At 66.0% G+C, this 26,456-nt stretch carries 27 protein-coding genes; 10 read left to right on the forward strand and 17 right to left on the reverse strand.

Going from position 1 to position 26,456, the window contains the following annotated elements; genetic code table 11:
- The first annotated feature begins 322 nt into the window (after nucleotides 1-322).
- A complete protein-coding gene (locus FJ443_RS01975) occupies nucleotides 323-463 on the forward strand; it encodes a hypothetical protein (RefSeq protein ID WP_013892047.1) in 141 nt (46 codons plus the stop codon).
- 343 nt (nucleotides 464-806) lie between these two features.
- Here the strand turns inward: FJ443_RS01975 and FJ443_RS01980 are convergent, their stop codons facing one another.
- The 3 genes from FJ443_RS01980 to FJ443_RS01995 form a co-directional block, all read right to left on the reverse strand.
- Nucleotides 807-1,190, reverse strand: coding sequence for a DUF1850 domain-containing protein (locus FJ443_RS01980; RefSeq protein WP_140491792.1), 384 nt, complete (start codon nucleotides 1,188-1,190; stop codon nucleotides 807-809).
- A complete protein-coding gene (locus FJ443_RS01985; RefSeq protein ID WP_140662573.1) occupies nucleotides 1,187-3,292 on the reverse strand; it encodes a TRAP transporter permease in 2,106 nt (701 codons plus the stop codon). Before FJ443_RS01985 ends, FJ443_RS01980 begins: the two co-directional genes overlap by 4 nt.
- A 225-nt stretch (nucleotides 3,293-3,517) precedes the next feature.
- Nucleotides 3,518-4,477 (reverse strand): TAXI family TRAP transporter solute-binding subunit, encoded by a 960-nt coding sequence (locus FJ443_RS01995; protein WP_140559152.1) that lies wholly within the window; start codon nucleotides 4,475-4,477, stop codon nucleotides 3,518-3,520.
- A 261-nt stretch (nucleotides 4,478-4,738) separates the two neighbouring features.
- On the opposite strand from FJ443_RS01995, the gene FJ443_RS02000 reads away from it, so the two are divergent.
- Together FJ443_RS02000 and FJ443_RS02005 are read left to right on the forward strand one after the other, a co-directional pair.
- The gene (locus FJ443_RS02000; RefSeq protein WP_140491798.1) at nucleotides 4,739-5,107 is read left to right on the forward strand and encodes a YciI family protein; all 369 of its coding nucleotides are present in this window, start codon (nucleotides 4,739-4,741) and stop codon (nucleotides 5,105-5,107) included.
- Nucleotides 5,108-5,114: 7 nt separating this feature from the next.
- Nucleotides 5,115-6,359 carry an RNA polymerase sigma factor gene (locus tag FJ443_RS02005; RefSeq protein WP_140662575.1) on the forward strand — a complete coding sequence of 415 codons (1,245 nt, stop codon included), beginning with the start codon at nucleotides 5,115-5,117 and terminating at the stop codon, nucleotides 6,357-6,359.
- Between the two features lie 34 nt (nucleotides 6,360-6,393).
- Here FJ443_RS02005 and FJ443_RS02010 read toward each other — a convergent pair whose 3' ends face one another.
- The 6 genes from FJ443_RS02010 to hrcA all read right to left on the reverse strand — a co-directional run bounded on the left by FJ443_RS02010 (nucleotide 6,394) and on the right by hrcA (nucleotide 11,968).
- Nucleotides 6,394-7,020, reverse strand: coding sequence for a glutathione S-transferase family protein (locus FJ443_RS02010; protein ID WP_140662577.1), 627 nt, complete (start codon nucleotides 7,018-7,020; stop codon nucleotides 6,394-6,396).
- 192 nt (nucleotides 7,021-7,212) lie between these two features.
- Nucleotides 7,213-8,193 carry a cysteine synthase A gene (cysK, locus tag FJ443_RS02015; protein WP_140514132.1) on the reverse strand — a complete coding sequence of 327 codons (981 nt, stop codon included), beginning with the start codon at nucleotides 8,191-8,193 and terminating at the stop codon, nucleotides 7,213-7,215.
- Between the two features lie 192 nt (nucleotides 8,194-8,385).
- Nucleotides 8,386-9,003: a LysE family translocator gene (locus FJ443_RS02020; RefSeq protein ID WP_140662579.1), complete on the reverse strand. Its 618-nt coding sequence runs from the start codon at nucleotides 9,001-9,003 to the stop codon at nucleotides 8,386-8,388.
- Between the two features lie 128 nt (nucleotides 9,004-9,131).
- Nucleotides 9,132-10,502 carry a sorbosone dehydrogenase family protein gene (locus tag FJ443_RS02025; RefSeq protein WP_140491808.1) on the reverse strand — a complete coding sequence of 457 codons (1,371 nt, stop codon included), beginning with the start codon at nucleotides 10,500-10,502 and terminating at the stop codon, nucleotides 9,132-9,134.
- Between the two features lie 115 nt (nucleotides 10,503-10,617).
- A complete protein-coding gene (locus tag FJ443_RS02030; RefSeq protein WP_140514129.1) occupies nucleotides 10,618-10,818 on the reverse strand; it encodes a hypothetical protein in 201 nt (66 codons plus the stop codon).
- Nucleotides 10,819-10,855: 37 nt separating this feature from the next.
- The gene (gene hrcA / locus FJ443_RS02035; protein WP_140491812.1) at nucleotides 10,856-11,968 is read right to left on the reverse strand and encodes a heat-inducible transcriptional repressor HrcA; all 1,113 of its coding nucleotides are present in this window, start codon (nucleotides 11,966-11,968) and stop codon (nucleotides 10,856-10,858) included.
- Nucleotides 11,969-12,199: 231 nt separating this feature from the next.
- On the opposite strand from hrcA, the gene rph reads away from it, so the two are divergent.
- The 5 genes from rph to FJ443_RS02065 all read left to right on the forward strand — a co-directional run bounded on the left by rph (nucleotide 12,200) and on the right by FJ443_RS02065 (nucleotide 15,880).
- Nucleotides 12,200-12,916: a ribonuclease PH gene (rph, locus tag FJ443_RS02040; RefSeq protein WP_140491814.1), complete on the forward strand. Its 717-nt coding sequence runs from the start codon at nucleotides 12,200-12,202 to the stop codon at nucleotides 12,914-12,916.
- A 183-nt stretch (nucleotides 12,917-13,099) separates the two neighbouring features.
- A complete protein-coding gene (locus FJ443_RS02050) occupies nucleotides 13,100-13,510 on the forward strand; it encodes a VOC family protein (RefSeq protein WP_140491818.1) in 411 nt (136 codons plus the stop codon).
- The gene (gene rdgB / locus FJ443_RS02055; RefSeq protein ID WP_140550508.1) at nucleotides 13,510-14,172 is read left to right on the forward strand and encodes an RdgB/HAM1 family non-canonical purine NTP pyrophosphatase; all 663 of its coding nucleotides are present in this window, start codon (nucleotides 13,510-13,512) and stop codon (nucleotides 14,170-14,172) included. The genes FJ443_RS02050 and rdgB overlap by 1 nt, the downstream gene beginning before the upstream one ends.
- Nucleotides 14,169-15,347, forward strand: a complete 1,179-nt coding sequence (gene hemW, locus FJ443_RS02060; protein ID WP_140491825.1) for a radical SAM family heme chaperone HemW — start codon at nucleotides 14,169-14,171, stop codon at nucleotides 15,345-15,347. The genes rdgB and hemW overlap by 4 nt, the downstream gene beginning before the upstream one ends.
- A gap of 98 nt (nucleotides 15,348-15,445) precedes the next feature.
- On the forward strand, nucleotides 15,446-15,880 hold the full coding sequence (locus tag FJ443_RS02065) for an EamA family transporter (protein ID WP_140662583.1): 435 nt from the start codon (nucleotides 15,446-15,448) through the stop codon (nucleotides 15,878-15,880).
- Nucleotides 15,881-15,953: 73 nt separating this feature from the next.
- Here the strand turns inward: FJ443_RS02065 and FJ443_RS02070 are convergent, their stop codons facing one another.
- Nucleotides 15,954-16,133 (reverse strand): hypothetical protein, encoded by a 180-nt coding sequence (locus FJ443_RS02070; RefSeq protein ID WP_140491829.1) that lies wholly within the window; start codon nucleotides 16,131-16,133, stop codon nucleotides 15,954-15,956.
- Between the two features lie 200 nt (nucleotides 16,134-16,333).
- Between FJ443_RS02070 and rsmI the strand changes: the two genes are divergently transcribed.
- Together rsmI and FJ443_RS02080 are read left to right on the forward strand one after the other, a co-directional pair.
- Nucleotides 16,334-17,245: a 16S rRNA (cytidine(1402)-2'-O)-methyltransferase gene (rsmI, locus tag FJ443_RS02075; RefSeq protein WP_140563839.1), complete on the forward strand. Its 912-nt coding sequence runs from the start codon at nucleotides 16,334-16,336 to the stop codon at nucleotides 17,243-17,245.
- The gene (locus FJ443_RS02080; RefSeq protein ID WP_181175057.1) at nucleotides 17,238-17,615 is read left to right on the forward strand and encodes a YraN family protein; all 378 of its coding nucleotides are present in this window, start codon (nucleotides 17,238-17,240) and stop codon (nucleotides 17,613-17,615) included. Before rsmI ends, FJ443_RS02080 begins: the two co-directional genes overlap by 8 nt.
- A gap of 18 nt (nucleotides 17,616-17,633) precedes the next feature.
- On the opposite strand, the gene FJ443_RS02085 is transcribed toward FJ443_RS02080, so the two are convergent.
- The 7 genes from FJ443_RS02085 to FJ443_RS02115 all read right to left on the reverse strand — a co-directional run bounded on the left by FJ443_RS02085 (nucleotide 17,634) and on the right by FJ443_RS02115 (nucleotide 26,456).
- On the reverse strand, nucleotides 17,634-18,590 hold the full coding sequence (locus FJ443_RS02085) for an alpha/beta hydrolase (RefSeq protein WP_140491833.1): 957 nt from the start codon (nucleotides 18,588-18,590) through the stop codon (nucleotides 17,634-17,636).
- 34 nt (nucleotides 18,591-18,624) lie between these two features.
- A complete protein-coding gene (locus tag FJ443_RS02090) occupies nucleotides 18,625-19,305 on the reverse strand; it encodes an isochorismatase family protein (protein ID WP_140491835.1) in 681 nt (226 codons plus the stop codon).
- A 115-nt stretch (nucleotides 19,306-19,420) separates the two neighbouring features.
- Nucleotides 19,421-20,725: a Xaa-Pro peptidase family protein gene (locus FJ443_RS02095; RefSeq protein ID WP_140625309.1), complete on the reverse strand. Its 1,305-nt coding sequence runs from the start codon at nucleotides 20,723-20,725 to the stop codon at nucleotides 19,421-19,423.
- A 312-nt stretch (nucleotides 20,726-21,037) separates the two neighbouring features.
- Nucleotides 21,038-22,003: a GlxA family transcriptional regulator gene (locus FJ443_RS02100; RefSeq protein WP_140524457.1), complete on the reverse strand. Its 966-nt coding sequence runs from the start codon at nucleotides 22,001-22,003 to the stop codon at nucleotides 21,038-21,040.
- Between the two features lie 283 nt (nucleotides 22,004-22,286).
- On the reverse strand, nucleotides 22,287-23,456 hold the full coding sequence (locus FJ443_RS02105; protein ID WP_140662588.1) for a PLP-dependent aspartate aminotransferase family protein: 1,170 nt from the start codon (nucleotides 23,454-23,456) through the stop codon (nucleotides 22,287-22,289).
- Nucleotides 23,453-24,910, reverse strand: a complete 1,458-nt coding sequence (locus FJ443_RS02110; protein ID WP_140524460.1) for a pyridoxal-phosphate dependent enzyme — start codon at nucleotides 24,908-24,910, stop codon at nucleotides 23,453-23,455. Before FJ443_RS02110 ends, FJ443_RS02105 begins: the two co-directional genes overlap by 4 nt.
- 205 nt (nucleotides 24,911-25,115) lie before the next feature.
- Nucleotides 25,116-26,456: an FAD/NAD(P)-binding protein gene (locus FJ443_RS02115; RefSeq protein WP_140491845.1), complete on the reverse strand. Its 1,341-nt coding sequence runs from the start codon at nucleotides 26,454-26,456 to the stop codon at nucleotides 25,116-25,118.

Genomic DNA, 26,456 nt, shown 5'->3' on the forward strand with positions numbered 1-26,456 from the left:
GCCGGCTCGAAGAATCAACGTCTCGTCCCAGGCCGGGTTCCGGACTTGCGGCGGCGAGCAAGGAAAATTCTCCCGCCAGGGCGAAAGCTGAAACGCAACCGCACCCAGGCGACATCCAAACGAAACATATGTGATGCAAAAGTCACACACGCCGAAATGGCGACAAAAGGCGTGGAAAGACCCCGAATCAGCCGCATTCCGGCCATGAAGCGACGGGTTTTCGACCAGAAATTAACATCGCGTTCACCGACTATTCACGCCTCGACGCTATGATTTCCGCAATTCGGAAGGGACACCCGAAAGTCGGACAGGGACAGGTAAAATGAACTTCCTCACGCACCTCATCGGCTATGCCGCAGCCATCCGCGAATTCGTCGCGCCGACCTATCGGCCCGAGCGCTACTACATGCGCGGGCCGGGCCCGGCCTGCGCTCGTCGCGGCACCTCGCTGGGCGCGCACTGACCATGACTTTCGAGAGCCGACACAACAGCCGCATCTGCAGGCCTGACGCCGAGTCGCGCGCCACCACCTATCGCGCCGAGCGCCCGACCTTCGCCGATCGGCGGCGTGCGACATCGCCGCGGCTTTGAGACCGCCTTCGCCGGCTTAATGTCTCAAGACACAGGCCGTCGAGGCCTGCGTGAGCGACCTTCTCCAGTCCAGTCGGCCCCAGTCCAGTCGGCCCCAGTCCAGTCGGCCCCAGTCCAGTCGGGTCCAGTCCAAGCCGTCCTTCTGAATACCCTTCGATGCAACCCAGCCGCTGACCGTCTTCGACGGCGTCGGCTCCAGCCGGGATGATCGTGCGCTACCGCGGCCGGCTCGTGCCGTCCGGAGCACACGGCTCCAGCACAATCGTGCCGCCGGCCACCTTGCCGAGTTCTCGGCAACCCTGATCTGTGCACAGTGTCCAACCATCACCGGTCGCGCCGGAGGCGGCGAGCATAAGGCTTCGCTGCGGCCCGGCCTTCGGCGCATAGGCCCACCAGCCGTCTCGCAGCACCGCGCCCTCGGGTGGTTCCATGCCGGCGCCCGAGCCCTTTATGCGCGCCTCGGTGACTTGCAGGCCGGAAGGCATCACCTTCCAGTGCTCCTCCCAGCGCGTGCGCTCCACCGAGTGCGTCCAGGACAGGGTGAAGGCGGCGGCCGCGAGCGTCACCGTCTTGCCGGCGGCAAGGATACACAGGCTCATGCTTGGGCCGCCGCCCGCCGCGCGCGCCAGAAGTGCCAGCCGATCCAGGCAAACGACAATGCCCAGCCCGTCTCGTCGGTGAGCGGGATCGCCGCGACCAGCAGCACGCCGGCACAGAAGGCGACGAGCCGTTCCCACCACGCCATGCGCCTGGCAAGGAAGCCGACGGCGGCGGCGCCCCACAGCACGATGCCCATGCACGCCTTGACGACGATGTAGGCGACCTCGACGGGGTAGCCGAACTGGGCGGCGATCGGGCCTGGATCCTGCAGCATGAGCGCCGGCGTGTAGACCGCCATGAACGGCACGACGAAACCGGCAATGGCAAGCTTGGTCGCCTGGATACCGATCTTGAGGCCGCTTTCCCTGGCCATCGGGGCGGCCGCGAAGGCGGCCAGCGCCACCGGCGGCGTGAGATCGGCCATGATGCCGAAGTAGAAGACGAACATGTGGCTGACCACCAGCGGCACGCCGAGCGACAGCAGCGCCGGGCCGGCCAGCGAGGAGGTGATGATGTAGTTGGGAATGGTCGGGATGCCCATGCCAAGCACCAGGCAGGTGAGCATGGTCAGCACCAGGGACAGGAACAGATTGTCCTGGCCGATGGAGATGATCCAGCCGATGAAAGTGGAGGCGATGCCGGTGAGCGTCAGCGTGCCGATGACGATGCCGACGATGGCGCAGGCGATGCCGACCGGCAGCGCGTTCTTAGCCCCTTCGGCAAGTGAATCCACGCAGATCCGCAGCGTTTCGCGCCCGCCCTTGAAGGCGAAGCAGGCGACGACGAGAGCGGCGATGACGAGGCCGAGTATGTTGACGCCGAAGCGCATGAACGAGGCGGCGGCAAGCCCGAGCGCCAGCCAGAAGACGACGCGGAAGGCGAGCGGTCCGATCAGGGCCGCCAGTGGGGTGCCGAGGATGAGCACGATGGTCAGCGCCAGCCCCATCGTGCCGGCGAAGATCGGTGTGTAGCCGGCAAACAGGAGATAGATGAGGGCCGCCAGCGGCAGCACCAGCGGCCAGTGCTGGCGCACGGCATCCCAGGGATTGGGCAGTTCGGCCTTGGCCATGCCGTGCAGGCCGGCCTTGCCGGCTTCCAGATGCACCTGCCAGAAACAGGCGCCGAAATAGAGCAGCGCCGGGATGATCGCCGCCTTGACCACTTCGGCATAGGGGATGTTCAGCGTCTCGGCCATGATGAAGGCGACCGCGCCCATCACCGGCGGCATGATCTGGCCGCCCATCGAGGAGGTCGCCTCGACGGCGCCGGCGAAGGCCGAGCGGAAGCCGAAGCGCTTCATCAGCGGGATGGTGAACTGGCCGCTGGCCACGACATTGGCAACGCCGGAGCCGGAGATGGTGCCCATCAGCGCCGAGGACAAAACGCAGACCTGCGCCGGGCCGCCGCGCCACGAGCCGACCAGGCCGAGCGCGAAATCGTTGAACAGCGCGATCATGCCGGCGCGTTCGAGGAAGGCGGCGAAGACGACGAAGATGAAGATATAGGCGGCCGAGACATAGACCGGCGTGCCGTATATGCCTTCGGTGCCGTAGGCGAAAGTGTCGACGAGCTGGGCGAAATCGTAGCCGCGATGGATGAAGGGCGGCGGCAGATGGTTGCCGACGAAACAATAGGCGAGAAAGATGAAAGCGATGATCGCCAGCGGCAGTCCCATCAGCCGCCGGGCCGCCTCGAAGACCAGCACCACCAGCACCGCGCCGACGACAAGATCCGGCGTGGTGAGGAAACCGGAGCGGCGGATGAGGTCGGTGTAGAACACCCAATTGTAGAGGCCGGTGCCGAAGCCGAGCACGCCGAACGCCCAGAACACGGCCTTGGCCGGCAGGCTTCGGGCGCGCAGGTTGGCGATCAGGCCAAAGCCGAGCAGCAGCAGGAAACCGACATGCATGGCCCGCACGACCTGGCTCGGGATGCTGCCATAGGCGGCGACGTAGATCTGGAACACGGAAAAGGCGACGGCGATGAGGAAGGCAGCCTTGCCGGCGATGCCGTCGCCAAAGCCCGGCGGCAAGCCTTCGACCTGCTCTTCGGCGACGGGGAGACGGAAGGTGGAGGATCTGCCGTCGGCTGCTTCGCTCATCCGACGCACTCCAAAATGAGCGAATGACAGTGCGAGGCGCCCCCCTCTGCCCTGCCGGGCATCTCCCCCTCAAGGGGGGAGATCGGCAGTATCGGTGTCGGCGTTCTTTCAGCAACGTCAGCAGTTGGCGAAGGAGGTGACGACGGCCAATCTCCCCCCTTGAGGGGGAGATGTCCGGCAGGACAGAGGGGGGCGCGTCGCGAAGACATCTCAGATAGTCCTCGCCTACTTCAGCAACCCCTTCTCCTTGTAGTACCGCTCAGCGCCCGGATGCAGCGGCACCGGCATGCCGTCGAGCGCCTTGGCAGGGTCGATCGCCTTGGCGGCGGCGTGGGCGGCTGCGAGCTGGTCGAGATGCTCGAACAGCAGCTTGGTCATCTGGTAGGCCGTCTCGTCGGAGACATCGGCGCGGGTGACGAGGAAATTGCCGACGGCGGCGGTCGCGACGTCCTCAGCCTGGCCCTCATAGGTGCCCTTCGGGATGACGACCGACAGATAGGGCGCGCCGATCTTGGCGACATCCTCGGCCGGCACGGCGACGACGTTGATCGGCACCGAGGTGGCGAGGTCGCGGATCGAGGCGACCCCAAGGCCGGCCGACTGCAGCGTGGCATCGAGCTGGCGGTTCTTGATCAGCTCGACCGATTCGGCGAAGGGCAGGTATTCGACCCGGCCGAGATCCTCGTATTTCAGGCCGGCGGCGGCAAAGATGGCACGCGCGTTGAGCTCGGTGCCGGAGGCCGGCGCGCCGACCGACAGGCTCTTGCCCTTGAGGTCGGCCAGCGTCTTGATGCCGGATTCCTGGCTGGCGACGATCTGGATATAGTTGGGGTAGATGGCGGCGATGCCGCGCAATTTGTCGAGCTTGCCGGGGAAGCCGGCCTCGGCATTGCCTTCGGCGGCCATCTTGACGGAATCGCCGAGCGCGAAGGCGATCTCGCCCTTGCCCTGCTGCAGCAGGTTGAGGTTCTCGACCGAAGCCTTGGTGGCCTGCACCTGGGTGCGGGCGCCTGCGATGCCCTTGCTGTAGATTTCCGACAGCGCCACGCCGAGCGGGTAGTAGACGCCCGACGTGCCGCCGGTCAGCACGTTGATGAATTCCTGTGCCCTGGCCGAGGCAATGCCGAGCCCAAGCGAAAGCGCCATTGCGCCGGCTGCAACGAACTTCGTTCTGAAATGGAACATCCGGTTTCCTCCCTGAAAATATTGGCTGCCGCACCACCTCCTCGATGCGAACCGGCCGAGTTTAGACGGCGGGCCGCAAATGCCAACCCGCAATTGCATTCATTAGACGAACGGTTGAATGGATGCGGAAACAGCTCCGGCTTGCGCGGGACGCGACCGTGGCCGAAAGATTTTTTCCGGCACCTGTCGAAATCGGCCCTTGCCGCGCGACATATGTCCGGCTCGCAAGGACGCGGCCTACGAAACCACGGGAGAAGACCCATGCGATACATGCTTTTGATCAACAACGACGAAGCCGCACTGGCGAACACGCCGATCGAGAAGGCCCAACAGATGAGCGCGGCCTATGGCGCCTATACCGAAGCGTTGAAGAAATCCGGCGCGTGGCTGGCCGGAGAAAGGCTGCGCCCGACTCAGGCAACCACCTCGGTGCGGATCACCGACGGCAAGACCAACGTGATCGACGGCCCCTATGCGGACACCAAGGAGCAGCTTGCCGGCTTCTACATGATCGAAGCGGCCGACATCGATACCGCCATCGAATGGGCCGCGCGCTGCCCGGCGGCCAGCACAGGCACGGTCGAGTTGCGGCCGATTTGGGAAATGGCCGAATACATGCCCAAGAAATGACGATGTGATGGACAGCAGCGCGCAGACTGCCCGGGCAGCCGCCGAGGCCGCCGCCCGGCAAAGCTACGGCAAGCTGGTCGCCTGGCTCGCGGCGCGCACGCGCGACGTGGCCGCCGCCGAGGACGCGCTGGCCGACGCCTTTGCCGCGGCGCTCGAACGCTGGCCGGAGACCGGCGTGCCGGAAAAGCCGGAAGCCTGGCTGCTTGCCGTGGCAAGGCGGCGGCGTGTCGACGCGGTGCGGCGGCGGCTCACCAGCGAAGCCGGCCGCGACCATCTCAAGCTGATTGCCGAGGAGGCGGAGGCGTGCATGACCGACCAGGACCTGCCCGACGAACGGCTGCGGCTGATGTTCGCCTGCGCGCATCCGGCGATCGAACCTGGCGTGCGCGCGCCGCTGATCCTGCAGGCCGTGCTTGGTTTCGACGCCGCGACGATCGCCTCCGCCTTCCTGGTTCCGCCGGCGACAATGGGCCAGCGCCTGGTGCGGGCCAAGGCCCGCATCCGTGAAGCCGGCATTCCGTTCCGCGTACCGGAGCGGGCCGAACTCGGCGAGCGCCTGGATACCGTGCTGGAGGCCATATACGCGACCTTCGCCGAGGGCTGGTCCGACCCGGCGGGCACAGAGACGCGGCGCCGGAACCTGGCCACCGAAGGGATCTGGCTCGGCAGGCTGGTGGCCTCGCTGCTGCCGGACGAACCGGAGGCGCTGGGCCTGCTTGCGCTGATGCTGTTCGCCGAGGCGCGCCGTACCGCGCGCCGCGATGGGTCCGGAGATTATGTGCCGCTCGCCGAGCAGGATCATGCGCTTTGGGATCATGCCTTGATCGACGAGGCGGAAACCCTGCTCGGCCGCGCCGCCTCCATGGGCGTGATCGGCCGCTACCAGCTCGAGGCGGCCGTGCAGTCCGTTCACGCGGCGCGGCGGCTGAGCGGCGAGACCGACTGGGTGGCGATCCGCGAATTCTACGACGCGTTGCTTTCGATCGCACGATCGCCCGTGGTGGCGATCAACCGCGCGGTGGCGATCGCCGAAGCCGAGGGCGCCGTGGCGGGGCTGGCGGCGCTGTACGTGCTTGGCGACGACAAGCGGCTCAATGATTACCAGCCCTATTGGGCAGCGCGCGCCGGCCTTCTGGCCAGGCTCGGCCAGGTGCCGCAGGCGGTCGAAGCCTATGACCGTGCGATCGGCCTTGAAAGCGATCCGGCGGTACGCCGCTTCCTGCAGGGAAAACGCGCGACGCTCAGGCATTGAAATGCCTGAGCGCGGTGCTTTGCCGATGAATTGTTCAGCCCGGCCACATTTCGTGCGATGCGTTGAGCGTCTTCATCAGCGGGTGCTCGCGAAGCCTGGCCCACAGGCGTTCGATGTCGGGCCAGGCAGTGCGTGCCTTGCCGCTGTCGGGATGCCAGGCCACCAGCATGGCCAAATAGATATCGGCCACCGACATCGCCTCGCCTGCCAGCCAGTCGCGGCCGTGCAAGGCGGCATCGACGACGGCAAAGCCGCGGTCCATCTCGGCCACGGCCGCCTGCTTGACGGCCTTGGCGCCGTCGGCGTCGGCCGTGTAGCGCGGCGCGTAGTAGAAACGCAGCACCGCCGGATAGAGGGCGGACGACATGAACGCCATCCAGCGCAGGAAGTCGGCGCGGGCCGGTTCATCGGCCGCCGGCGCCAGCCCGGCCCGCGGATGGCGTTCGGCGAGCAGGATGCAGATGGCCGCCGATTCGGTCAGCGAGCGGCCGTCCGGCAAGGTCAGCACCGGCACCTGGTTCAGCGGGCTGATGTGGAGGAAAGCGGGATCGGGCCGATCGGATTTCGGTACGTCGATCTGCTCGAACGGCGCCTTGGCCAGCGCCAGGGCCGCCTCGACAACGAAGCCGCCGCTGCCGGGACGGGTGTAGAGCTTGTACATGAGGTCCTCCGCCGGCCCTGCGGGGGCCGGGGGCGATATGAACCGGAAGCAGGGCGCTGCTCAAGCCCGTGGCATCCGCCACGGCGGGTTTTTTCAGCGGGCCAGGCTAAGCACCTTTGTGTTAGGCGCTCGGCAGGGGGCGTGTCGAAACTTGACAGGCGACGCGTCGTATCGCTTCGCCCAACGAAGACCCTAAGCGCCCAGCCCTTCGAACAGGATCGTCGACAAATAGCGCTCGGCGAAGGACGGGATGATCACCACCAGGTTCTTGCCCTTGTTCTCCGGCCGCGAGCCGACGACGATCGCCGCCTGCAAAGCGGCGCCCGAGGAGATGCCGACCGGCACGCCTTCCAGCCGGGCGACGAGGCGGGCATTGGCGACCGAATCCTCGTTCGAGACCGTGACGATTTCGTCATAGATGGTGGTGTCGAGGATTTTTGGCGCGAAGCCGGCGCCGATGCCCTGGATCTTGTGCGGGCCAGGCTGGCCGCCCGACAGCACCGGCGAGGTTTCCGGTTCGACCGCGACGACATGCAGCGAAGGCTTGCGCTTCTTCAGCACCTGGCCGACGCCGGTGATGGTGCCGCCGGTGCCGATGCCGGAGACGATGATGTCGACCTCGCCATGGGTGTCGTTCCAGATCTCCTCGGCAGTCGTCGTGCGATGGATCTCGGGATTGGCCGGGTTCTCGAACTGCTGCGGGATGATGGCGTTGGGGATGGTGGCCGCCAGTTCGTCGGCCTTGGCGATGGCGCCCTTCATGCCTTTCGGCCCTTCGGTCAGCACCAGTTCGGCGCCGAGCAGCGCCAGCATCTTGCGGCGCTCGACCGACATGGTCTCGGGCATGGTGAGGATCAGCTTGTAGCCCTTGGCGGCGGCAGCGAAGGCAAGCGCTATGCCGGTATTGCCCGAAGTCGGCTCGATCAGCGTCGTCTTGCCGGGAGCGATCTTGCCCGATGCCTCGAGCGCCTCGATCATCGCCACGCCGATACGGTCCTTGACCGAGGCGATCGGGTTGAAGAATTCGAGCTTGGCAAGGAGATGGGCAACGATGCCCTTCTCCTTGGCGAATTTGTCGAGCCGCACCAGTGGCGTGTCGCCGATCGTATCGGTGATGGAATTGTAGATGCGGCCACGGCCGGGAACACGAGCGGAGGCGGCGAACTTGTTCATTGGTTTGGCTCCCAGAATGTCAGGCGGATGGAACTGATCTCAGACGGATGGCCGCCAAGATAGGCCTTCCACGGACGCAAGATAGACCGTCGCCCGAAAATATCCGAGTGGGGCCCGTGTCTAAAACGCCTCGGCCTCGGAAAAGCGTTCCCGCAAAAGCCAGTCCGGCGGAATGCCTTGGCAAAAATGGCCCTATTGGCGGGCGGCGATCGCCGCCGCCGCGCCGACCATGAAACCGGCCGCGGTGCGGTTCAGCGCCTTCAGGGCGCGCGGCGAGCGCAGGAACCAGCGCGCCTTGGCCGCCAGCGCCAGATAAGGCACCAGCACCACGAACAGGACGAGGACGGTGAGTGCGGCGAGGATGCCGTAGTCGGCCAGCGTGATGGTCTTGAGGTCGACGATGGTCGGCGTGATGGCGAGATAGAAGATCATCGTCTTCGGATTGCCGAGCGTCACCGTCAGGCCGGCGAGGAAGCTCGACGCTAGCCCGCCCTTGCCTTTCCTGGCCTCGACCGTCTCGGGCGTGATGCCGGCGGTCCAGAAGCGCCAGCCGAGGAAGGCGAGATAGGCGACGCCGGCCCATTTGACGGCGAGGAACACCAGGCCGAAGGTCTGCGCGACAAAGGCAAGCCCAAGCACCACGGCGGTGAGATAAAGGAGGTCGCCGAGCATCAGGCCGAAGGACATGGCCAGCGACGAGCGGAAGCCGGAACCGAGCGCGCGCGTCACAAGCGCGGTGATGCCGGGGCCGGGAATGGCCGCGGCCAAGCCGAGGGCGGCGCTGTAGGCGAGAAAGCCGGTGAGGGTCATGGATCGAGCCTTGCGTCCGCGAAACTGCTGGGACGGCGCCTTGTCGCACAGAGTTTCGCGGGCGGGAATTGCCTGGAGCCGGATTTGGTTGCACCAGGCATGCCCCGTGCTCGAGGCCTCCCAGCGGATCAGGACCGGCCGTCGCCGTAGGTCACGCGCCAGATGGTGCCGTTGCCGTCCTCGGTGACGATCAGCGCGCCGTCGCTCGCCACCGCCACGCCGACCGGCCGGCCCCAGACCTCGCCGCCGGAGGTGACGAAGCCGGTCATGAAATCCTCATATTCGCCGGTCGGCTTGCCGTCCTTGAACTTGAGCCGCACCACCTTGTAGCCAGTCCTGTTGCCGCGATTCCACGAACCGTGCAGGGCGACGAAGGCGTCGCCCCTGTATTCGGCCGGAAAACCGGATCCTGCGCGGACATTCCTGCCGTCGTAGAAGGCGATGTTGAGCGGCGCCGAATGCGCCTGCATCAGAATGTCGGGGACGGTGACCTTGCCGGCAAGGTCGGGACGCGCGCCCTTGTGGCGCGGATCCTCATTGTCGCCGATATAGTACCAGGGCCAGCCGTAGAAGGCGCCTTCCTTCACTTCGGTCGCATATTCGAACGGCACGTTGTCGCCGAGCGCGTCGCGCTCGTTGACCACGCACCACAGCGCGCCCGCCGCCGGCTGGATGGCCATGCCCGAACAATTGCGCAGGCCGGTGGCGACGATGCGCCCATTCCTACCGTCCGGGTCGAAAGCCCTGACGTCGGCGCGGCCTTCCTCCGCGCCCCAGGTGGCGCCGAGCGGCTTCGACCTGGCCCAGGCGTCGAGCCCGCCCCGCGGTTTCCTTGCCATGTCCTGGGCGGCGTTCGAGCCGGAGCCGACCGAGAGATACAGCGTCTTGCCGTCCGGCGAGAAGGCGATGTCGCGGGTCCAGTGATGAGTGGCCGGAATATCGCGGACGATGGTTTCCGGCTCGCCGGAGGCCTCCAGGTCGCCATCGCGGTAGGGAAAGCGCACGATGCTGTCGCTGTTGGCGACATAGACCCATTGCGGGTTGTCCCCTGGCGGGTAGAAGGCGATGCCGTAGGGCTGGTTGAGATTGCGGGCGAAGATGCCGTCCCTGACAGGTTTCGCGCTGCCCTCGCCCAGACGGTAGACGCGGATCTGGTTGGCCTCGCTGTCGGCGACGAACAGGTCGCCATTGGGCGCGACGCGCACGACGCGCGGATTGTCGATGCCCGAAGCGATCAGTTCCGCCGAAAAGCCCGCCGGCAGCCGCGGCTCGGCGCCTTGCGGCCTTTGCACCGGACCGGCGCCGTTCGAGGCGGATCTGGTGACATAGGGCCTGGGCTGGTCTTGCGGGCTGATCAACCGGCGCACGCCCGGCGCATCGGCCCGCCAGTCACCGAATGCGGCCGCGCCCTTCAGCACCGGCTCTTCCTGCTGGGCCAATGCCGTCGCGGCGAAGAGCAAGGCAGCAGCGATTACCACGGCGCCGGCAAGTCGGATCATCCCAGTCTCGCTTCTTCATGCATGTCGTTGTCCCAAGACCGAAGTCACATGCATCAAGGGAACGGGCGGGCTCGGCAGTCGTTCCGGACGACACGGGGAGTTGAAGGAATTCGGGTCAGGTATCCGCGTCGAGATCGAGATCGGCGTCGAGGTTCTTTTCCAGTTCGACGAGGTCGGCCGGAAGCGGCATGCCCATGGCGCGGATTTCGCGCAGCTTCTCGCGCAATTGCTCCTGCACTTCGCGCACATCCTCAGGCTGGTTGACCATCTCCTCCAGCAGGAGGCTGATCTGGGCCTTGAACGATTCCAGCGCCATCTTTTCTCTCCTCGGCCGGCTGGATCGATCCCAGCTCTCAGCGCAGCATGCGCGATATCAGCTGCGCCGTATAGTCGACCATCGGGACAATGCGGGCATAGTTGAGCCGGGTCGGGCCGATGACTCCGAGCGCGCCGACGACGCGGGCGTCCTTGTCGCGGTAAGGCGCCACGACCAGCGACGAGCCGGAGAGCGAGAAAAGCTTGTTTTCCGAGCCGATGAAGATGCGCACGCCCGGTCCCGCCTCGGCGAGGTCGAGCAGTTGGATCAGCCCGTCCTGCGTCTCCATGTCCTCGAACAGGTGGCGCAGGAGTTCGATGTCGGCCTGGGCGGTGACGTTTTCGAGCAGATTGGCGCGGCCGCGCACGATCAGGCGCGCCGGCAGGCCGCTTTCCGCGCCGGCCCACACCGCCAGCCCTTTCTCCACCAGGTCCTGCGACAGCGTGTCGAGCGCTGCCCTTGTCTCTTCCTTGATACGCTCGACCTCCGCCCGCGCCTCGGCCAGCGTACGGCCGCGAATATGGGCGTTGAGGAAATTCGAGGCCTCGTGCAATTGCGAGACGGTGATGCCGGCCGGCAGATCGATGACCCGGTTCTCGACGTCGCCGTTCTGCGACACCATCACGGTCAGCGCCTTGGTGGGCTCGAGCTGGATGAACTCGATGTGCTTGAGCGCCACCTCGTTCTTGGCGGCCAGCACTAGGCCGGCGCCGCGCGACATGCCAGACAGCATCTGGCTGGCCTCGGTCAGCATGTGTTCCAGCGTGGCGCCCGAGCCGGAGGCGCGCACCTGCGCCTCGATGCTGCGCCGCTCCTCGTCGGAGAGGTCGCCCAGTTCCATGAAGGCGTCGACGAAGAAGCGCAGGCCGGCCTGCGTCGGCAGGCGACCGGCCGAGATGTGCGGCGCGTAGATCAGGCCGAGATGTTCGAGATCGCTCATCACGTTGCGGATGGTGGCGGGCGACAGCGAGGACGGCAGGATGCGCGACAGGCTGCGCGATCCCACGGGCTCGCCGTCCCTCAGATAGGAATCGACGATACGCCGGAAGATGTCGCGCGAACGCATGTCGAGCGCCTGAAGTGCGGGCGCCTGAAGTGCCGGCGCGTGAAGAGCGAGCGACTGCGAAGCGGGATCGACTGCCTTGGTCATTGCGGCCATAACCTCCGGTTCAAGGATATAGACTTCGCGGCGCTGCGCGCAACCCGGTGTCGCGTTGCGCGATCAGCCGGTGTCGCACTTGCGATCACCCCGGTGTCGTGTTGCGCGATCGCCCCGGTGTCGCCGCGTTTGCGGCCGCCGGTCCATTTTCCTTTACGCCGTGCCCCGCATGCGTCTAAAAGCCGGCCAAGATTCAAAAAAGCTGACAAGAAAGCAGGCCGAATGCGCCCCTCCAAACGCCAGTTCGACGAAATGCGCGCCATCTCCTTCGAGCGCGGTGTCTCCAAACATGCCGAAGGCTCGTGCCTGGTGAAGTTCGGCGACACGCATGTGCTGTGCACGGCAAGCCTGGAGGAAAAGGTGCCCGGCTGGATGCGCAATTCCGGGAAGGGCTGGGTGACGGCCGAATACGGCATGCTGCCGCGCTCGACAGGCGAGCGCATGCGCCGCGAGGCCTCCGCCGGCAAGCAGGGCGGGCGCACGCTGGAGATCCAGCGGCTGATCGGCCGCTCGCTGCGCGCCGTGGTCGACCTGCAGGCGCTGGGCGAGCAGCAGATCACCGTCGACTGCGACGTCATCCAGGCCGATGGCGGCACCCGCACCGCCTCCATCACCGGCGGCTGGGTGGCGCTCTACGATTGCCTGCGCTGGATGGAAGCGCGGCAGATGGTGAGCGTCGCCAAGGTGCTGAAGGACCATGTCGCGGCGATTTCCTGCGGCATCCATGACGGCCAGCCGGTCATCGACCTCGACTATCTCGAGGATTCCTCGGCCGGCACCGACGCCAATTTCGTCATGACCGGCAAGGGCGGCATCGTCGAGATCCAGGGCACGGCCGAGGGCGAGCCCTTTTCGGAAGGGCAGTTCGCCGAGCTGATGGGCCTGGCCAAGAAAGGCATCCAGAGGCTGGTGAGTTTGCAGCAGATGGCGGTGGCGTAGTTTATTCATGCGGAGCCTGGGCACCCCCCTCTGCCCTGCCAGGCATCTCCCCCGCAAGGGGGGAGATCGGCTGTTGTCTCGAGCTTCGCCAGTAATCAGCATAGAATACCATGAGCGGGCGCTCACGCTGCCAATCTCCCCCCTTGCGGGGGAGATGGCCGGCAGGCCAGAGGGGGGTGCCTCGTGATCCCCTCTGCCATTCTTGAATCCGCTCTTTACGTCACCGACCTCGCCGCTGCCGAAGCCTTCTACACCGACATCCTCGGCCTCACTCCTCTCGGCAAGGTCGAGGGCCGCCATCTCTTCTTCCGTTGCGGAGCCGGCGTGCTGCTGATCTTCAACGCGGAGGCGACCAAGGTCCCGCCCGCGCCCGACGCGAGGCTGAAAGTGCCGCCACACGGCACATCGGGCGAAGGCCATCTCTGCTTTGCGGCGACCGCCGATGAAATCAGCCGCTGGAAATCCCATCTGAAGGCGAAGAACATCGCTGTCGAAAGCGAATTCGAATGGCCGCAAGGCGGCCGCTCGCTTTATATCCGCGATCCCTCCGGCAATTCGATCGAATTCGCCGAGCCGAGAATCTGGGGACTTTGATGCATTCTCTCGACGGAAAAAAGATCGTCGTCGCCAGCCACAATGAAGGCAAGCTGCGCGAATTCGCCGATCTGATGGCGCCATTCGGATTCGAGGCGAAATCGGCGAAGGACTATGGCTTGCCCGAACCCGACGAGACCGGCACCACCTTCGAGGAGAACGCCTATATCAAGGCCTTCGCCGCGGCCAAGGCGACGGGCCTGCCGGCGCTGTCGGACGATTCGGGCCTGTGCGTCGACGCGCTCGACGGCGCGCCCGGCGTCTACACCGCCAACTGGGCCGAAACGCCTGATGGCAGCAGGGATTTCGGCATCGCCATGCAGCGCACCGAAGTGGCGCTGCAGGAAGTCGGCGCCGCCACGCCCGCGCAGCGCACGGGACGCTTCGTCGCCGTCATCTGCCTCGCCTTTCCCGACGGCGAGGCCGAATATTACCGCGGCGAGGCCGAAGGCACGCTGGTCTGGCCGCCGCGCGGCGAGCTCGGATTCGGCTACGACCCGGTGTTCCTGCCCGACGGTTTCGAAAAGACCTTCGGCGAGATGAGTGCCGAGGAAAAACACGGCTGGAAACCCGGCCAGGCCACGGCTCTGTCGCACCGCGCCCGCGCCTTTCAGAAATTCGCCCAAGCTCGATTGGGTCTGGCCAGGTTAGGCTCGGCATGATCAGGCCCGGCGCCACCATGCCGCTCGACCGCAGCCCCGGTTTCGGCGTCTATGTGCATTGGCCGTTCTGCGCGGCCAAATGCCCCTATTGCGACTTCAACAGCCATGTCCGCCACCAGCCGGTCGACCAGGAGCGCTTTGCCGCCGCCTTCGAGGCGGAACTGGCGACGATGCGCCAGCGCACCGGCCCACGCGAGGTGACCAGCATCTTTCTCGGCGGCGGCACGCCGTCGTTGATGAAGCCGGAAACGGTGGCCAGGGTCCTGGACGCCGTGGCGAAGAACTGGACGGTGCCCGACGGCATCGAGGTGACGCTGGAGGCCAATCCCTCCTCGGTCGAAGCCGAACGCTTTCGCGGCTATCGCGCTGCGGGCGTCAACCGGGTCTCGCTCGGCGTGCAGGCGCTGAACGACAAGGATTTGCGCTTCCTTGGCCGGCTGCACAATGTGGACGAGGCGCTGCACGCGATCGGGCTCGCGCGGGAGATATTCCCAAGGCTCTCCTTCGACCTGATCTACGCACGGCCAGGCCAGACGCCGGAGGCCTGGGCATCGGAGCTCGAACAGGCCATCGGCCACGCCGCCGACCATCTGTCGCTCTATCAGCTGACCATCGAGGAAGGCACGCCGTTCCACGCGCTGCACGCGGCGAAGAAATTCATCATCCCCGACAACGACCACGCCGCCGACCTTTATGCGCTGACGCAAGAGGTGACATCAGCCCATGGTTTGCCGGCATATGAGATCTCAAACCACGCCCGGCCGGGTGCCGAAAGCCGGCACAATCTGACCTACTGGCGCTATGGCGAATATGTCGGCGTCGGCCCCGGCGCGCATGGCCGCTTCGTCGAGAACGGCCACCGCGTCGTGACCATCGCGGAGAGGATGCCGGAAACCTGGGCCAACCTGGTCGAGGCCAAGGGCCATGGCGTCACCGGCGGCGAGACCCTGACGCGCTCCGAAGAGGCTGACGAGTTCCTGCTGATGGGACTGAGGCTGGCGGAAGGCATCGACCTGTCGCGCTACGAAGCGTTTTCCGGGCGCGGCCTGTCGAGCGCACGGCTGTCGGTGCTGCAAGGCGAAGGGCTGGTGGCGCCGATCGGCAACGCCCGCCTGCGCGCCACGCCCGCCGGCATGATCGTGCTCGACGCCGTGGTGGCCGATCTGGCGCGGTAGGCGGGGATGCTGCTCCCAATCTCGAAGCCAAGATTACGCTTCTGGAGGCAGCTGTTTCGCGGTATCTGAGTTGAGACCCGACCGGTGAGGCTATCCGAATGAACCTGACGCTTTCCTGGCAATTCTGGGCGCTGTTGTCGGCGACTTTCGCGGCACTGACGGCGATCTTTGCCAAGGTCGGCATCGAGACCATCAATTCCGATTTCGCCACCCTCATCCGGACAGCCATCATCCTGGTCGTGCTTGCGGCGATCCTCGCCGCCAGCGGCCAATTCCAATCGTGGGCCTCGATCTCCGGGAAGACCTGGCTTTTCCTTAGCCTGTCGGGACTGGCGACCGGAGCCTCGTGGCTCTGCTATTTCCGCGCGCTGAAAATCGGCAATGCGGCGCAGGTGGCGCCCATCGACAAGCTAAGCGTCGTGCTTGTGGCGGTGTTTGGCACGGTCTTTCTCGGCGAGCGGCTCACCGGTGCGAACTGGCTTGGCGTCGCCCTTATCGCGGCGGGCGCGGTGCTGGTCGCTTATCGAGGGTAGTGCTGCGCCGTGGCGGGCGTTCTTGGTTTCGAGACGGGTGATGAAAATATCGAAGCGATTGGGCATCGTCCGGTCAGTGCTCCGTCGTGCTGTCGGGTTCGTTGTCGGGTAGCTTGATCTCTGGTGGCGGGCGGCGCGCGGGCCCCTGCTTGCCGTCTGTGGTGGCGGGCGGCTTCCCGTCTCCTTGCGCGGCAAAGCGCTTGCGGCCTGCATAGTAAGGCTCGAAAGCGTCCTGTATGGTCAGTCTGTCCATCCTGTCCTCCCCGGGGGAATCAGGGGCTAAATCTGCGAAAGACGGTTTCGTTCCCTACTGTGGCGAAGGAATGGCGCTCGCCTTGCATTACAGCGGCTTTTGCAACCCGGCGCGGGCCGTGCCAAACAGGGCGGATGATTTCGGAACGTCCTTCGCGGCTCCATCTGGACGCGGGCGCGCCGCTGACGGAGAAGGCACCGGTGACTGGCGAGACGGGAAAGCGCAGCTATGTGATCGGGCAGACCGAGATCGCGGCCCGGCCGCTCGAACCCGCGCTCTATCTGGTGGCGACGCCGATCGGCAATCTCGCCGACATCACGCTGCGCGCGCTTGAGACGCTGGCCGCCGCCGACATGGTCGCCTGCGAGGACACGCGCGTGTCGCGCGTGCTGCTCGACCGCTACGGCATCCGCCGCCGCACCACGGCCTATCACGAGCACAATGCCGGCGAGGCCGGGCCAAAATTGATAGCGGCGCTCCAGTCGGGGCAGAGCGTGGCGCTGATCTCGGATGCCGGCACGCCGCTGGTTTCCGATCCCGGCTACCGGCTGGTCGGCGAAGCGCTCGACCAAGGCATTCGCGTCGTGCCCATCCCCGGTCCGTCCGCGCCGCTTGCCGCGCTCACCGCATCCGGCTTGCCTTCGGATGCCTTCCTGTTCTCCGGCTTCCTGCCGGTCAAGGCGGGGCAGCGGCTGGCGCGGCTGGACGCGCTTAAAGCGGTGCCGGCGACGCTGATCTTCTTCGAATCGCCGCGCCGGCTGGCCGAGTCTCTCGGCGCGATGGCCGAAGCGCTTGGCGGCGAGCGCAAAGCAGCGATCGGCAGGGAATTGACCAAGACCTTCGAGGAGATGCGCACCGGCACGCTGCGGGCGCTGGCCGACCACTATGCGGCGGCCGATACGCCGAAGGGCGAGATCGTGGTGTGCGTCGGTCCGGCCGAAGCCAGGGCGGACGAGCCGGCCGATATCGACCGGATGCTGTTGTCGCTCGCCGCCGAAATGCCGGCTTCGAAGGCGGCGGCGGAAGCGGCGAAGATGACCGGCGGCCAGAAGCAGGCGCTTTACCGGCGGCTGCTGGAACTCAGGGATGCCTCTGGAGAGGACCGTGGCTAGGCTCACGAGCGCCAGCCGTCAAAAGGCCTACCGGCGCGGCCATCGCGGCGAATGGCTGGCGGCGGCGGCGCTGGTGCTGAAGGGCTACCGGATCCTGGCGCGCCGCCATCGCACCCGTTTCGGCGAGATCGACCTGATCGCGCGGCGCGGCGACCTGGTGCTGTTCGTCGAGGTCAAGGCGCGCCGCACGCTGATGGAAGCGATGGAGGCGATCGCCCATGAATCGGAGCGCCGCATCGAAGGCGCCGCCGACATCTGGCTGTCGCGCCAGCCGGATTACGGCAGGCTGTCGATGCGGTTCGACATGATCGCCGTGCTGCCATGGCGCTGGCCGGTGCATGTCCCGAACGCGTTTTACGGGCGCAATTGAGGGCTGCGTCGCTCGGGTTCAGTGTTCGACGGGCCATTCGCCCGCGCCAAGTGCCGCGATCGCCGCGATTATGCGCCGGAACGCCTCGGCGGCAGCCGGCACGGTGGTGCGGGCGCGCAGGAAACTGTGCACGAGGCGCTTCTCCTCGTGCCAGCTCGCTTTGCCGCCGGCGGCCAGGATGCGGTCGCGATAGGCCTCGCCGTCCGACGACAGCGGGTCGCATTCGGCGGTAACGACAATGGTGGGCGGCAGGCCGGAGAAGTCGGCGGCGCGCAGCGGCGAGAAGGTCGGATCGTCCGGCGCCTGTCTCTTGGCCGAGCGGACGTGGCGGTAGAAAGCGACGTCGCCGGTCGACAGAAGCGGCGCCTCGGCATGCTCGATGTAGGAGCGGGCAGTCTCGTCGCCGCCGAGGCCGGGATAGATCAGCACCTGGCCGGTCGGCCTCTTCGCGCGAGCGCGCGTCGCGTGACTGACCGCCGCCGCCAGATTGCCCCCGGCGCTCTCGCCGGACAGCAGCAGTGGCCCGTTCGCTCTAGCCGCCGCCCATTCGAAGGCGGCCAGAGCGTCGTCGAAGGCGGCGGGGTGGAGATGTTCGGGCGCCAGCCGATAGTCGACCGAGAGCACGGCAAAGCCGGTGCCGGCGCAGATCTCGGCGCAGATGTCGTCATGGCTGTCGAGCCCGCCCAGGATGAAGCCGCCGCCATGGTAATAAAGCACCGTGGCCCGCGCGGCCGTGCCTGCCATCCCATAGTGCCGCACCGCGATGTTCCGGCCGGGGGCGGCGATGAGGTCGTCGCTCGCCGTCACCCCCGGCGGATAGGGCTGGCGAAGCGCCCGGCACATCCTGTCATAGATCGCACGCTGCTTGGCGATCGGCAGGTCGATCGTCTCGGGCGGATACCAGGCGTTGATGCCGTCTATATAGGCCCACAGCGCAGGGTCGAGCCGCGTCGCGTATTTGCTGCGACCGGTCATTTCAGTGCTGCCCACGGTTTCGGAAGGCATTGCCTCAAAGCTCGCTGTAAAGCCTGGCCGCGTTTTCAAAGCTGAAGCGCAGCGGCACCGAGCCCTCGACCTGCCAGACGGCGACGCTCTCGCCAGCCAGCAGCAGGCAGGCGCCGTCGGTGTCGGTGACGGCGCCGCCATAGAGCCGGTTGGCGAGGTTGAGGATTGCGGTCTGGTGCATGGCGGCACTGCCGCTGCCGCAGGCGTCCTTGACCAGCAGCACGCGAAAGCCGCGCGCCACGGCGTCCTTCACGGTGGCATCGATGCAGGCCTCGGTCCACACGCCAGATATGACCAGCCATTCGACGCCGGAAGCCTTGAGCCGATCGGCGGCCGGTCCCGCGCGGAAGGCGCTGGCCTCGGCCTTGATCAGCAGCGCCTCGCCATCAGCAGGCGCCACCTCACGGCAGATCTCGGTCAGCGGATCGCTCTTGTCGGAGAAGGCCGACTTGCCGTCGGTTCCAACAGGGTGAAAGGGCCGCTCCTGCTTGTCGAGATCGACAATGTAGGCCCAGTGATAGAGCGGCACATTGTTCTGCCGCGCCGCCGCCTGCAGCCGCTGGACGTTGGCGAGAATCTTGTCAAAACCCTCGACCAGGTAGCGCGGGTCCTGCCGGTGCTCTTCCTGCAGGTCGATGAAGACAGCGGCCACGGTGCCGCGCTTGACGGAGATAGGGCTTTTCATGCGGATGCGCCTGGCCCCCAAGATACTTCCAAACGCTGGAGGGACAGAGGGGGGCGCCAAGGAATGAGGCGCTCGTTCTTCAGCTGCGATGCGTCGCCGAGGCGGGCAGTGGATGTCAAACCTGTTTCTCCAGAAACTCATCCTCATAGGGGAAGCGCGACAGGAGCTCGGTGCCGGTCTCGGTGATCAGGATTTCATCCTCCAGCTTGACGCCCTCGCGGCCGCCCTTCTCGCCAATATAGCTTTCCACGCTCACCACCATGCCTGGCACGATATGGCCGTCGCGGCCATAGGTCTCGTAGTCCATGGCGTGCGCGATGAAGGGCGTCTCGCCATGCATGCCGACGCCGTGCATGACCGAGGTGTAGCGCTGGTCGACGAAGCGGTCGGGGATCTTCCACGCCTTTTGGGCGATCTCGCGGAAAGCCATGCCCGGCTTCACGATCGAGATATTGTGCTGAACCTGGTCGTGCGCCATGCGGTAGAGCGATTTCTGATAGGGGGTCGGCTTGCCGGGCCCGCAGCGGAAGGTGCGCGAGAAATCCGAATAATAGCCATAGCAGCCGATCGTGTCGGTATCGAGCGCCAGCAACTCGCCTGGCCGGATTTTTCGCCCGCTGGCCTCGTTGAACCAGGGATTGGTGCGCTGGCCGGACGTCAACAGCCGCGTCTCGATGAACTCGCCGCCCTGGCGGATGACCTCGCCATACATGATGGCGAACAGCTCGTTCTCGGAAACGCCGGGCTTGATCGCCTCGCGCACCGCATAGACGGCGGCTTCCGCGCCGGCCATCGACACCTGCAGGCATTTGACTTCCTCCGGCGTCTTGACCGCGCGCACCGCCAGGATCTCGCCCTGGCAATCCCGGACCTCGCAGCCGCGCTTCTCCAGCGCCAGCGCCTGCAAGTGGCTGCAGCGGTCGAGCCCGAGTTTCATCGAGCCGCCGCCATGCTGCTTCAGGAGTTCGGCGATCTCGTCGGCGAAGGGACCGGCGGTCTCGTCGTCGCGGCCCGATACCGACGACCAGACGAGCTTGGAAGGACGCGCCTCGTTGATCGTGTCGAGCACCATCGAGACATGGTAGCTCTGCGGATATTCGAACAGCACGATCGGCCCTTCGGTCGGAATGAAGAAATAACGGGTCGAGTTGCGCAGAAAATAGCCGAACATGTTGCGCGAGCCGGTGGCGTAGCGCTGGTTGTAGGGGTCGAACAGCACCACGCCGCCATAGCCGGCCTCGCGCATCCAACCGCGCAGCTTGGCCAGCCGGCCTTTACGAAGGGCGTCGGCATCGATGAAGGACGGCTCGGTGTCGGACAGCCACATGCCGCCCGCCGGATCGGCCGCCGCGGGGTGGCGCATGCGGTCCTTGAAGTCGACGTCTTCAGTGCTGTCGGGGTCGAATACGACGATGCTCATGGGGGCTGACCTTGGGTGGTTTGCAAGATCAGACCATGGCGCAGGAGATAACGAGGGATTGTGCGGAAAACCGCGCTTGTTGTGCGAGATGCCGCTGGGGTAATAAGAGATGCAGGTGCCAAGCGCCCCCCTTCTGCCCTGCCGGGCATCTCCCCCTCAAGTGGGGAGATTGGCAGCTTTGACCTCGTCGCTTCTTCGGTGAAAATTGGCGAAAGCTGTTGTGACGTTCAATCTCCCCCCTTGAGGGACCCTCGTATGGGAGATGGCCGGCAGGACAGAGGGGGGCGACGTCTCTCAGCGCCAGCAAGACCTCTAATGCCGTCGCGCCAGCTTCGGAGGATGGCCGTGCTCCTCGCGAAAGGCGCGCGCGAAGCTCGACATCGAGGCAAAGCCGCAGGCGAGCGCCACGTCGCGCACGGCGAGCGTCGAGTGCGCCAGGAGATCGGCGGCGCGTTTCAGCCTGAGCCGCCGATAGTAGCCATTGGGCGAGATGGCGAGTTCGGAGCGGAAGGAGCGTTCGAGCTTATCGGAGGAGACGCCGAGCCTGGCCGTCAGCTCCGCCATGCCGAGCCGCTCCTCCACAGCGTCCTCCATGATGGCGATGGCCGACAGCACCAGCTCGTTCCGCACGCCGGTACGGAGGCGCAGCGGCATCAGCTTGCGGTCGACGCTGGAGCGCAGCTGGCTGTGCACGAACCATTCGGCGACGCCGGCCGCAAGCTCGGCGCCGTAGTCGCGGGTGATGATCTCCAGCATCATGTCGAGGCTGCCGACGCCGCCCGCCGAGGTGAAACGCTTGCGGTCGATGACATAGAGGTCGCGCCTCAGCTCGACATTGGGAAAGGCCTCGGTGAAGGCCGCCTGGCTGGTCCAGTGCAAGGTGCAGGCATGGCCGTCGAGCAGGCCGGCGCGGGCGAGGAAGAAGGCGGCGTCCGCCACCGCGCCGATATGGGCGCCACTGCGCAAGCTGCGGCGGATCCAGCTTGCCGCATCCTCGGCGACGAGATGATCGGCATCGCCGCCTGAGCAGACGACGATGCGGTCGACCTTCGGCGCATCCCCGGCATAGAAGCGCGGCTGGATGACGACGCCGTTCGAGGCCTCGACCGCGCCTTGGGTAGCGCCGACGATGATCCAGCGATAGCATTCCCGCTTCGCCAGCACATTGGTCGCGCGCAGCGGCTCGATGACCGAGCTGAACGCCATCATCGGAAAGCCGGGGAAGACCAGCACCGCGAAAGTGAGGGGAGCGTCTGGAGATGTGTCGCGCGTGGCCATAGGCTCTACATCTCGGGCAGATGGGATTTGGGGTCAACGGGGTTGTGGCTGGCTTTCTGCGAAGTTGGCGCTGCCCCTCATCCGCCTGCCGGCACCTTCTCTCCGTATAGTGACGGGGAGAAGGGAGATACCGCAACCCCGGCTCCCTCTTGCCGCCGTTGATAATTGGCGCAAATCGAGACACAGCGCCCCTCTCCCCGTCACTATACGGGAGGATGCCGGCAGGCAGGTAAGGGGCAGCGCTGGCTTGGAGACTGGCTCGTCTCAGCGGGAGCGCCGCCGCTCAGCCCCCCAGCGCCTGCTCCAGATCGGCGATCAGATCGTCGCCATCCTCGATGCCCGCCGACAGCCGCACCAGCGAATCCGATATGCCGATCTCTTCGCGCTTCTCCGCCGGGATCGATCCATGCGTCATAAGCGCCGGGTGTTCGATCAAACTCTCCACGCCGCCGAGGCTTTCGGCCAGCGTGAACAATTGCGTGCGTTCGAGGAAGCGTTTCGTGCCGGCGAGGTCGCGGTCGAGCACGGCTGATATCATGCCGCCGAACGCATGCATCTGCTGGACGGCGACGGCATGCTGCGGATGGCTGGCCAGACCGGGATAGATGACCCGGCGCACATCCTTGCGGGCTTCCAGCCACTGCGCGATCTTGAGGCCGTTCGACGAGTGCCGCTCCATCCTCAGCGCCAATGTCTTGAGGCCGCGCAGGGCGAGAAAACTGTCGAACGGGCCCGAAATGGCGCCGATGGCGTTCTGCAGGAATTTCAGGCGATCGGCCAGATCCTTGTTATCGCCGACAACAGCCACGCCGCCGACCATGTCGGAATGGCCGTTGAGGTACTTCGTCGTCGAATGCACCACGACGTCGATGCCGAGCTCCAGCGGCCGCTGCAAATAGGGGCTGCAGAATGTGTTGTCGGCGACCGAGAGGATGCCCTTGCGCCTTGCAAGGGCTGCGACGCCTTCGAGATCGACGATGCGCAGCAGCGGGTTGGTCGGCGTCTCGACCCAGAGCATTTTCGTCTCCGGGCGGATTGCCGCCTCTATAACCGCAAGGTCGCTGCAGTCGACGAAGCTCACCTTGAGATCGGCGGAGCGCTTGCGCACACGCTCCATCAGGCGGAAGGAGCCGCCATAGATGTCGTCGGTGGCGACGATGTGGGCGCCGGAATCGAGCAGTTCCAGCACGGTGGCGATCGCCGCCAGCCCGGAGGCGAAGGCGAAGGCAGCCGAGCCGCTTTCGAGATCGGCCACCGCGCGCTCGAAGGCAAAGCGCGTCGGATTCTGGCTCCGGGCATATTCAAAGCCCTTGTGCACGCCGGGCGACTGCTGGCCATAGGTCGAGGTGGCGTAAATCGGCACCATCACCGCTCCGGTCAGGGGATCGTGGCTCTGGCCGCCATGGATGGTGCGGGTGGAGAAGGCCAGGCGGTTCTTTCCGGATGCGGTCATCGTGCACGGCGCCTCAAATGGTTGATCAGGTCGATGCGGGTTATCAGGCCGACGAACTCGTCGCCGTCGAAGATGATGGCGACCTCGTTGCGGTCGAATACCGGCAGCAGCGCGTCCAGCGTCTGGCTGGCCTGCAAAGTATGCAGATTGGAGGTCATCGCCGTGCGTACCGGCGCGTTGAAGCGCTCCCAGCGACCCTCATAGGGGCCGTCGACCTTGGCCAGAATGTCGCTTTCGTCGACGATGCCGACCAGCTTGCCGTCGTCGAGCACCGGCAGCTGCGAGACATCGGAGCGGCGCATGCGGCCATAGGCGTTGAGCAGGCTCTCGTCCGGACCGACATAGACGGTGTCGCCGGTGCGGTGCGTGCGCATCACCAGGTCGCGCAGGTCGCCATGCTGCTCGTGCTCGGCCAGCCCCTGCTCGGCCAGCCAGAAATCGTCGAAGACTTTCGACAGATATTTGTTGCCGCTGTCGCAGACGAAGGTGACGACGCGCTTGGGCGACGTCTGCTCGCGGCAATAGCGCAAGGCGGCCGACAGCAGCGTGCCCGAAGACGAGCCGGCCAGGATGCCTTCCCGGGACAGGAGATCGCGCACCGCCAGCATGCTCTGCTTGTCCGATATGGAATAGGCCTTCTTGACCAGCGACAGCTCGGCATTGGGCGGCACGAAGTCCTCGCCGATGCCTTCCACAGTCCAGCTGCCGGCCTCCACCATCTTGCCGGTCTTGATCAGCGGCGCCAGCACCGAGCCGACCGGATCGGCCAGCACCATTTCCGTCTTCGGCGATGCCTTGGCGAAGAACCGGCCAAGGCCGGTCAGCGTGCCGCCGGAGCCGACGCCGACCACCACCGCGTCGACATCGCCGTCGAGCTGCGAAAAGATTTCCGGACCGGTGGTGGTTTCGTGCGCCTCAGGGTTGGCCGGATTGGCGAACTGGTTGGCGTAGAAAGCGCCGGGCAGCTCGGCCGCGATTTTTTCGGCCATGTCCTGATAATATTCGGGGTGGCCCTTGCCGACATCGGAGCGCGTCATGCGCACTTCCGCGCCCAGTGCGCGCAGGTGCTGGATCTTCTCGCGCGACATCTTGTCGGGCACGACCAGGATGATGCGGTAGCCCTTGGGGATGCCGACCTGGGCCAGCCCCAGGCCCGTATTGCCGGCCGTCGCCTCGACAATCGTGCCGCCTGGCTTCAGCCTGCCCTCCTTCTCGGCCGCCGCGATCATCGACAGCGCGATACGGTCCTTGATCGAGCCGCCGGGATTCTGGCTTTCGAGCTTGATGAACAGCCGGCACTTGCCGGTGTCGAATTGGGTCAGCTCGACCACGGGGGTCTGGCCGATCAGGTCGAGCACCGATCCGTAAGGCGGCCGCAGGCGCGACGTTGCGTTTTCCGAAGCGGCGCTTTCCAAAGGGGCGCTATCCGAGGGCGCAATCTTGTGCCTGCTCATATCGATGCTCCATGATCAAGCGGCCGCCTCGTGCAGGGCGGCAGCGTATCCTCTTTTCCAGCCCTTTGCAGTGGGAAAGAAGATAGATCGTGCCAATCGACCGGCTAGATGGAGAATGAAATTCCGGGTTGCGACGCGCAACGGCTGCAGGACTGTGCGGCACGTCCCCCCCTCTGGCCTGCCGTAGAGCGCCGACGTCAACACTTTACCCCAGCAGCTGCTTGCTCAGCCTCGCACACTGGACGCGAATATCCGGAATGGCGTCGATCTCGAAGAAGGTGCCTCTGGTCAGCGGGCCGACGGCGAGGATTTTCCTGGACACCGTGCCGTCGCCGGCGATGATCTCGCAATTGGCCGTCACGTCGAGGCCGATGCGCAGCGGATCCGGCCGCGCCAGCCCGCGGTCGACCAGCGAGCGCACCACGCTGTTCGACGAGGCCGAGATGTCCCTGACGATACCGGAGCAATCATAGATGCGGGCGACCTCGAACCTCTCCAGCCGCTTGGTGTGGCGCGACTGGACCTGGACCGTGAACTCGCCGCCCGCCGCGATGTCGACGACACGGCCGGCGACGAGGCGGATGCGGCCGGACTGCACGGCTTGCGTGACGCGGGCATGGACCTCGGGCGCCATGCGGTGGCGGTGGATGTCCCACCACGCCTTGGTGTGCTCGACGAAACGACGCTTGGCGGAGGCCGGCCAGTTCTGCCAGATCTTCTGGTTGAACGGGCGAAGGCCGTCGACGACGTCGCGCCAGTCGATGCCGGCCTTCTGGTTTTCCCGGATCAAATCGCGGAACCAGCCGACGAAATAGGAAAGCTGGGTGCCGAGCGGGATATCGGCGACGTCGAGCTTGATCGGATTGCCCTTGCGGTGCGGCGAGGGCAGCAGGCCGCGCCGCGACACCGCGACGATCTCGGCGCGGTGGCCGCGCTGTTCGAGGGCGAGGAACGCGTCGACCATGCTGAGGCCCGTTCCCAGCACCATGACGCTCCGGTCGGGATCGAGCGCGGTGTCGGCCTCAGACCCCATCCGAACCGCATGGCCTTGCCCCATGGCCGGCACCTCGTCATGGCCGGTGGCGAGCACCGCCAGATGGGCGACGACGCTGGTGCCGTTGGCGAGCGCCACTTCCACCCCCGAGGCCGTGGGCGAGATCGACAGGCTTTCCTCATGGATCAGCCGGAGGCGTCCGGTCTCCCTCTCGCGCGCCTCGAGATCGTCCAGCAATTCGCCGAGATAGCGGGCATAGATGCTGCGCGGCGCGTAGACCGGCGCCTGCTCGGGCGTTGCCAGGTCGCGTTCCAGCAGCCAGCGCCAGAAATTGCCGGGATCGTCGGCATAGGCGCTCATACCGGCGGCGCTGACGTTCAGCACATGCGCGGAGAGCAATGTGGAATAGGCGATGCCCTGGCCGAAATGCGGGCGCTTCTCGACCAGCGTGACGCGAAGGTCGGGATTGGGCTGTCTCAGCAGATGCGCGGCGAGCACGACCCCGCTGGCGCCGCCCCCGACGATGATGATCGAGTTGCCGCGGCCGCTCAT

The sequence above is a fragment of the Mesorhizobium sp. B2-6-1 genome, from assembly GCF_006440475.1.
Classification (GTDB): Bacteria; Pseudomonadota; Alphaproteobacteria; order Rhizobiales; family Rhizobiaceae; genus Mesorhizobium.

Bases quoted from the DNA above. Each gene is read 5' to 3' on its own strand.
- FJ443_RS01975 (WP_013892047.1), top strand. From the start codon at position 323: ATGAACTTCCTCACGCACCTCATCGGCTATGCCGCAGCCATCCGCGAA.
- FJ443_RS01980 (WP_140491792.1), bottom strand. From the start codon at position 1,190: ATGAGCCTGTGTATCCTTGCCGCCGGCAAGACGGTGACGCTCGCGGCC.
- FJ443_RS01985 (WP_140662573.1), bottom strand. From the start codon at position 3,292: ATGAGCGAAGCAGCCGACGGCAGATCCTCCACCTTCCGTCTCCCCGTC.
- FJ443_RS01995 (WP_140559152.1), bottom strand. From the start codon at position 4,477: ATGTTCCATTTCAGAACGAAGTTCGTTGCAGCCGGCGCAATGGCGCTT.
- FJ443_RS02000 (WP_140491798.1), top strand. From the start codon at position 4,739: ATGCGATACATGCTTTTGATCAACAACGACGAAGCCGCACTGGCGAAC.
- FJ443_RS02005 (WP_140662575.1), top strand. From the start codon at position 5,115: ATGGACAGCAGCGCGCAGACTGCCCGGGCAGCCGCCGAGGCCGCCGCC.
- FJ443_RS02010 (WP_140662577.1), bottom strand. From the start codon at position 7,020: ATGTACAAGCTCTACACCCGTCCCGGCAGCGGCGGCTTCGTTGTCGAG.
- cysK (WP_140514132.1), bottom strand. From the start codon at position 8,193: ATGAACAAGTTCGCCGCCTCCGCTCGTGTTCCCGGCCGTGGCCGCATC.
- FJ443_RS02020 (WP_140662579.1), bottom strand. From the start codon at position 9,003: ATGACCCTCACCGGCTTTCTCGCCTACAGCGCCGCCCTCGGCTTGGCC.
- FJ443_RS02025 (WP_140491808.1), bottom strand. From the start codon at position 10,502: ATGATCCGACTTGCCGGCGCCGTGGTAATCGCTGCTGCCTTGCTCTTC.
- FJ443_RS02030 (WP_140514129.1), bottom strand. From the start codon at position 10,818: ATGGCGCTGGAATCGTTCAAGGCCCAGATCAGCCTCCTGCTGGAGGAG.
- hrcA (WP_140491812.1), bottom strand. From the start codon at position 11,968: ATGACCAAGGCAGTCGATCCCGCTTCGCAGTCGCTCGCTCTTCACGCG.
- rph (WP_140491814.1), top strand. From the start codon at position 12,200: ATGCGCCCCTCCAAACGCCAGTTCGACGAAATGCGCGCCATCTCCTTC.
- rdgB (WP_140550508.1), top strand. From the start codon at position 13,510: ATGCATTCTCTCGACGGAAAAAAGATCGTCGTCGCCAGCCACAATGAA.
- hemW (WP_140491825.1), top strand. From the start codon at position 14,169: ATGATCAGGCCCGGCGCCACCATGCCGCTCGACCGCAGCCCCGGTTTC.
- FJ443_RS02065 (WP_140662583.1), top strand. From the start codon at position 15,446: ATGAACCTGACGCTTTCCTGGCAATTCTGGGCGCTGTTGTCGGCGACT.
- FJ443_RS02070 (WP_140491829.1), bottom strand. From the start codon at position 16,133: ATGGACAGACTGACCATACAGGACGCTTTCGAGCCTTACTATGCAGGC.
- FJ443_RS02085 (WP_140491833.1), bottom strand. From the start codon at position 18,590: ATGACCGGTCGCAGCAAATACGCGACGCGGCTCGACCCTGCGCTGTGG.
- FJ443_RS02090 (WP_140491835.1), bottom strand. From the start codon at position 19,305: ATGAAAAGCCCTATCTCCGTCAAGCGCGGCACCGTGGCCGCTGTCTTC.
- FJ443_RS02095 (WP_140625309.1), bottom strand. From the start codon at position 20,725: ATGAGCATCGTCGTATTCGACCCCGACAGCACTGAAGACGTCGACTTC.
- FJ443_RS02100 (WP_140524457.1), bottom strand. From the start codon at position 22,003: ATGGCCACGCGCGACACATCTCCAGACGCTCCCCTCACTTTCGCGGTG.
- FJ443_RS02105 (WP_140662588.1), bottom strand. From the start codon at position 23,456: ATGACCGCATCCGGAAAGAACCGCCTGGCCTTCTCCACCCGCACCATC.
- FJ443_RS02110 (WP_140524460.1), bottom strand. From the start codon at position 24,910: ATGAGCAGGCACAAGATTGCGCCCTCGGATAGCGCCCCTTTGGAAAGC.
- FJ443_RS02115 (WP_140491845.1), bottom strand. From the start codon at position 26,456: ATGAGCGGCCGCGGCAACTCGATCATCATCGTCGGGGGCGGCGCCAGC.